This is a genomic window from Brenneria sp. L4-2C, assembly GCF_040240335.1.
Classification (GTDB): domain Bacteria; phylum Pseudomonadota; class Gammaproteobacteria; order Enterobacterales; family Enterobacteriaceae; genus Brenneria.
Genome location: NZ_JBEIAC010000040.1, coordinates 1 through 5,605 on the forward strand (window position 1 = coordinate 1; position 5,605 = coordinate 5,605).

Here is a 5,605-nt window from a genome sequence, read left to right on the forward strand (position 1 = left end):
TTTGCCTGGCGGCGATAGCGCGGTGGTCCCACCTGACCCCATGCCGAACTCAGCAGTGAAACGCCGTAGCGCCGATGGTAGTGTGGGGTCTCCCCATGTGAGAGTAGGGAACTGCCAGGCATCAAATAAAGTAAAAAGCCTCATGCGCAAGCATGGGGCTTTTTGCGTTATGGAATGGCGGTGATCCGCGGTCGTTATTAAGATAAAACCACGCTAATATCCGTTCTGGATCAGGTAGACTATGGAATATCTGAGCTAAAGAGTATTCATGCTATGACGAATAGTGTCATATCCTTAAAATCACATCATACTTTCGCATTACCTGTTTTTGCGTCGCAAATCACCGTAGCGGATACACCGGATCAACTCATTGCTGGATGGAGAGCGGCTTGTTCATCGCAAAGCCCGGTCTTGCTGTTGGGCGAAGGCAGTAACGTTCTTTTCCTCGAAGATTTTGTCGGCACAATCCTGCTTAATCGTGTGAAAGGTATCGAGGTTAAAGAGGATGACAATGGTTGGCATCTTCATATCGGAGCTGGCGAAAATTGGCATCATCTGGTTCAGCACTCGCTCACCTTGGGAATCGCAGGTTTAGAGAATCTCGCTTTGATCCCTGGATGTGTCGGCTCGGCGCCTATTCAGAACATCGGTGCTTATGGCGTAGAGTTGAGGAACGTATGTGAGTATGTTGATTTGTTGGATTTGGCCCACGGAACAATAAAACGTCTCACTGCTTCTGAATGTCAGTTTGGCTATCGGGAAAGCATATTTAAACATCGATACCGGGACGGATTTGTCATTGTTGCCGTTGGGTTATATTTAGATAAAGATTGGCGCCCCGTATTAGGTTATGGTGATTTGCACAAATTGGATCCGGCAACGGTAACGCCGCAGCAAATATTCGACATGGTATGTCACATGCGGCGCAGTAAACTGCCTGATCCAGCGGTGACCGGGAATGCCGGAAGTTTCTTCAAGAACCCGGTCATTAAGGCCGATAGTGCGGCCCCTATTTTGAAGACATACCCCAACGCCCCGCATTACCCGCAACCTGATGGTCAGGTTAAACTGGCCGCAGGATGGTTAATAGACCAGTGCCAACTAAAGGGCTTCCAGGTGGGAGGCGCGGCAGTACATAGCCAGCAGGCATTAGTTTTAATTAATCAAGATCATGCCACGAGTCTTGATGTTGTTAATTTGGCGCGTCATGTCCGAAACCAGGTCGCTGAGCGATTTGGCGTTTGGTTGGAGCCAGAGGTCCGTTTTATCGCCGCTCGGGGAGAAGTCAATGCTGTCGAGGTATTATCATGAGGGATATTAAAGTTCCTCTCAAATTAATCAATGTTCTGTCTGATGGCGGTTTTTACTCAGGGGAAGTTCTGGGTGAAATGATGGGAATGAGTCGGGCGGCGATCAATAAGCATATTCAGACGATCCGGGAATGGGGGATCGATGTTTTTACCGTTACCGGCAAAGGGTATTGTTTGCCGGCACCAATGCAATTGCTGGACGAGGAAAAGATCCTCGCCAACCTGCCAGAGGGCGGCGTTACTGTTTTACCGGTAGTTGATTCGACGAATCAATATATTTTAGATCGGTTTAACGCGTTATCCTCCGGCGATGCCTGTATTGCCGAATATCAGCAATCGGGAAGAGGGCGTCGGGGGCGTCAGTGGTTTTCTCCTTTTGGCGCCAATCTTTATCTGTCGTTATATTGGCGTTTAGAACAAGGCCCGGCAGCAGCGGTTGGCGTAAGTCTGATTATCGGGATAGTCATGTCTGAGGTGCTGCATAATCTGGGGGCGGAGGGCGTTCGCGTCAAATGGCCGAATGACCTGTATCTGAACGACCGCAAACTGGCTGGTATTCTGGTTGAGTTGACGGGGAAAACGGGTGATGCGGCCCACTTGGTGATCGGAATCGGTATTAATTTACGGATGCGTGAACCGACAGATAATATCATCAATCAAGGATGGATAAATCTTCAGGAAGCAGGGATCTCTGTCGATCGTAATATATTGGCGGCTACGCTTATTTCAGAGCTAAGACGCGCGCTGACTATGTTTGAACAGCAAGGGTTATCCCCATTTATTTCCCGCTGGCAACAGTTGGATAATTATTTTAATCGTCCTGTTAAGCTGATTATCGGCAATAGAGAGATACATGGGATTGATCGAGGCATCGATCAGCAAGGCGCACTGTTGCTGGAAACTGATGGCGAAATAACTCCCTATATTGGCGGGGAAATTTCGTTAAGAGGGTTATAAAAGTAGGGGGGAATATCACCCCCCTTTATTCTGGGTGAATACCTATTTTCTCAATCGAACGTATTCTACAGCATGATTGGCGCTTTTCGTCATAATAAGGCTGGCTCGCTCACGCGTCGGCAGAATATTCTGCTTTAAATTGAGACCGTTTATTTCCAGCCAAAGCTGTGAGGCGATATCGATCGCCTCTTGTTCCGATAGCTTTGCGTAGTTGTGAAAATATGAGCTGGGATCTGAAAACGCACCTTGCCGGAACTTCAAAAACCTATTGATATACCAAGTTTTTAGTAAGTCTTCCGGCGCATCGACATAAATAGAAAAATCAACAAAGTCAGAGACGAAAACTCTGTGCGGATCATGAGGATAATCCATGCCGCTTTGTAATACATTCAAACCTTCCAATATTAAAATATCGGGCTGCTTGAGTACCTTATGATGATTGGGAACAATGTCATAAATGAGGTGTGAATAAGTCGGCGCGGTCACTTTTGATGCGCCTGACTTAATATCAGAAACGAATTTCACCAGGCTATGTATGTCATAAGACTGCGGGAAACCCTTCTTCTTCATCAGATCACGGTCTTTCAGCACTTTATTCGGATGAAGGAAGCCGTCAGTGGTGATCAACTCTACGCTGCGATGTTCCGGCCAGCGACTGAGTAACGCCTGCAATACGCGGGCTGTGGTGCTTTTACCCACCGCTACGCTGCCGGCAATACTAATGATATAAGGGATCTTTTGACCATCCGTTCCTAGAAACTGCTCTAAAACAGCCTGACGACGCAGATTTGAGCTGATGTAGAAGTTAAGCAGGCGGGATAAAGGCAGATAAATCTCAGCAACTTCATCCAGGGATAAATCTTCATTAATCCCTTTGAGTTTAACTATCTCCTCTTCAGTCAGCGTTAATGGAACTGAATCGCGTAAGGCGGCCCATTGGCGGCGATCAAATTGTAGATATGGTGTAGCCAAAGATTGTTCTCTATTTCTCATAAGTCTAATTCTGCCTGCTTGTACAGGTAAGAAAGGGGACTCTAGCCCACCTAAGCTAAACGCGCTACATAGTATAATCAGCCAGGCTCAGGGCATAGAACCTTTTCTTTGTATAATAATTTGGTTTATGAGCAGGTTAACACTTTGCTGGTGGAAATAAGAGGAGAAAAACAATTTGATACCCGGTGCCGATCTGAAACCAGAGGCACCAGGATAGAAATTAACTGGCAATCGCTCGACCTACGTGATTCACGGCGAAGAGGCGTTTGTAATAAATGGCGGTAGGATGATAATAGCCATCGGGCGTACTGGCGTAATCGGGAAGTTCGCCTAAATACCGATAGCCCAGTGAACGATAAAACATTTCAGCAGGCGAACCGGCCTGAGTATCCAGATAAAGCAATCCACGCTGTTGCTGCAAAGCGGCTTTTTCCAGCGCTTGCATTAATTGTCTGCCGACTCCCATCCTTCTCGCCCGGCTATGTACCAGCAGCTTTTGAACTTCGGCTCTGTTCTGCCCGTTTGTTTTTTGACAGAGTTCAAGCTGTACACTGCCAATGACGCCTTCAATGTCGCGGGCAATCCATAACAGACGTTCTCCCTTCGCTAATGACGGGCGTAAGCTATGGAAATAACTTTCCGCTTCTTCGTGCGCCAAAGGAGCCTGATATCCAACGGAAGCGCCCTTGGCGACTGCATCGCTCAATAGATTAGCAAGTTCGCCGCGATAGACCGGTAAAGTGGCGACGTTAAGGGATACGATTTTCATGGCGGGTCTCCTGGCTTGGTGGGGCATATTCATACCTAAGCAAGATTCGTTCCAGGTTATGACTGCTGGTGGCTGCGCAATAGCCAGATTGAGTGATGCAAAAATGCTTTTTAACGGGGCAAGCATCACGTTTTTGGTGCAATTAACGCTGCTTGCTCTTTCACCGATCGGGCATTTGCTACTCGGTGGATTTGATGCTTCTTTGTGCGGATCATGACCGTCGCCGTGGATTCATGTTCAAATTTGGATAAAATCTAAGCGATAGCGCATTTTATACGATTTTTTTGTTGCATAGGCCGTTCGGTCTACCTAGAATGCGCAGCACTTGATGCCGGCTTAGCTCAGTAGGTAGAGCAACTGACTTGTAATCAGTAGGTCGCCAGTTCGATTCCGGCAGCCGGCACCATCAAGTAGACAATCAGGTGGGGTTCCCGAGCGGCCAAAGGGAGCAGACTGTAAATCTGCCGTCACAGACTTCGAAGGTTCGAATCCTTCCCCCACCACCAAATTCAATCCTGGTGACAGGATAAAATCGATACGGTATGCAATACTAAGCCGGATCGAAGAATGCGGAGGATGCTTTATTCTCCAATTTCAAAGTCTACAGAAAAATCAGGTAGCCGAGTTCCAGGATGCGGGCATCGTATAATGGCTATTACCTCAGCCTTCCAAGCTGATGATGTGGGTTCGATTCCCACTGCCCGCTCCAAAGATGTGCTGATATAGCTCAGTTGGTAGAGCGCACCCTTGGTAAGGGTGAGGTCGGCAGTTCGAATCTGCCTATCAGCACCACTTCTTTAATTCCTCCTCCTGATTTTCTTTCTGTTAAAAAATTCAGCAAGCAAACGCTTGGTTGATGTGGTGATACCACCGATTTATCCGTGTCTTAGAGGGACAATCGATGTCTAAAGAAAAATTTGAACGTACAAAACCGCACGTTAACGTCGGTACTATCGGCCACGTTGACCATGGTAAAACAACGCTGACTGCCGCCATTACTACCGTTCTGGCTAAAACCTACGGCGGCGCCGCCCGTGCATTCGATCAGATCGATAACGCGCCGGAAGAAAAAGCCCGTGGTATCACCATCAACACCTCTCACGTTGAATACGATACCCCGACTCGCCACTACGCGCACGTTGACTGCCCGGGACACGCCGACTATGTGAAAAACATGATCACCGGCGCCGCGCAGATGGACGGCGCGATCCTGGTTGTTGCCGCGACTGACGGCCCGATGCCGCAGACCCGTGAGCACATCCTGCTGGGTCGCCAGGTTGGCGTTCCTTACATCATCGTGTTCCTGAACAAATGCGACATGGTTGATGATGAAGAGCTGCTGGAACTGGTTGAGATGGAAGTGCGCGAGCTGCTGTCTCAGTACGATTTCCCGGGCGATGATACGCCAATCATTCGTGGTTCCGCGCTGAAAGCGCTGGAAGGCGAAGCTGAGTGGGAAGCGAAAATCGTCGAACTGGCTGAAGCGCTGGATTCTTATATCCCGGAACCGGAGCGTGCGATTGACAAACCGTTCCTGCTGCCTATCGAAGACGTATTCTCCATCTCCGGTCGTGGT

General features: G+C 48.4%; 6 protein-coding genes, 4 tRNA genes and 1 rRNA gene. 9 read left to right on the plus strand and 2 right to left on the minus strand.

Annotation, left to right across the window (positions count from 1 at the left end; genetic code table 11):
• Nucleotides 1–4: 4 nt before the first annotated feature.
• The 3 genes from rrf to birA all read left to right on the plus strand — a co-directional run bounded on the left by rrf (nucleotide 5) and on the right by birA (nucleotide 2,267).
• Nucleotides 5–120 (plus strand): 5S ribosomal RNA (gene rrf, locus ABRZ26_RS24535).
• A 153-nt stretch (nucleotides 121–273) separates the two neighbouring features.
• A complete protein-coding gene (murB, locus tag ABRZ26_RS24540) occupies nucleotides 274–1,311 on the plus strand; it encodes a UDP-N-acetylmuramate dehydrogenase (RefSeq protein ID WP_319606643.1) in 1,038 nt (345 codons plus the stop codon).
• Entirely contained in the window at nucleotides 1,308–2,267 is a 960-nt protein-coding gene (birA, locus tag ABRZ26_RS24545) for a bifunctional biotin--[acetyl-CoA-carboxylase] ligase/biotin operon repressor BirA (protein WP_319606644.1), read from the plus strand. Before murB ends, birA begins: the two co-directional genes overlap by 4 nt.
• A gap of 42 nt (nucleotides 2,268–2,309) precedes the next feature.
• Here birA and coaA read toward each other — a convergent pair whose 3' ends face one another.
• Nucleotides 2,310–3,260, minus strand: coding sequence for a type I pantothenate kinase (coaA, locus tag ABRZ26_RS24550; protein WP_319606645.1), 951 nt, complete (start codon nucleotides 3,258–3,260; stop codon nucleotides 2,310–2,312).
• A gap of 220 nt (nucleotides 3,261–3,480) precedes the next feature.
• Entirely contained in the window at nucleotides 3,481–4,029 is a 549-nt protein-coding gene (locus tag ABRZ26_RS24555) for a GNAT family N-acetyltransferase (RefSeq protein WP_319606646.1), read from the minus strand.
• Between ABRZ26_RS24555 and ABRZ26_RS24560 the strand changes: the two genes are divergently transcribed.
• The 6 genes from ABRZ26_RS24560 to ABRZ26_RS24585 all read left to right on the plus strand — a co-directional run.
• Nucleotides 4,028–4,246, plus strand: coding sequence for a hypothetical protein (locus tag ABRZ26_RS24560; protein ID WP_319606647.1), 219 nt, complete (start codon nucleotides 4,028–4,030; stop codon nucleotides 4,244–4,246). The two genes, ABRZ26_RS24555 and ABRZ26_RS24560, sit on opposite strands and share 2 nt — an antisense overlap.
• 113 nt (nucleotides 4,247–4,359) lie before the next feature.
• Nucleotides 4,360–4,435, plus strand: a tRNA-Thr gene (locus tag ABRZ26_RS24565).
• 15 nt (nucleotides 4,436–4,450) lie between these two features.
• Nucleotides 4,451–4,535: transfer RNA gene (locus ABRZ26_RS24570), tRNA-Tyr, on the plus strand.
• A gap of 128 nt (nucleotides 4,536–4,663) precedes the next feature.
• Nucleotides 4,664–4,738 (plus strand) — tRNA-Gly (locus tag ABRZ26_RS24575).
• A gap of 7 nt (nucleotides 4,739–4,745) precedes the next feature.
• Nucleotides 4,746–4,821: transfer RNA gene (locus ABRZ26_RS24580), tRNA-Thr, on the plus strand.
• A gap of 109 nt (nucleotides 4,822–4,930) precedes the next feature.
• Nucleotides 4,931–5,605: GTP-binding protein (locus ABRZ26_RS24585; RefSeq protein ID WP_319606648.1), on the plus strand; the 675-nt coding region annotated here is incomplete at its 3' end.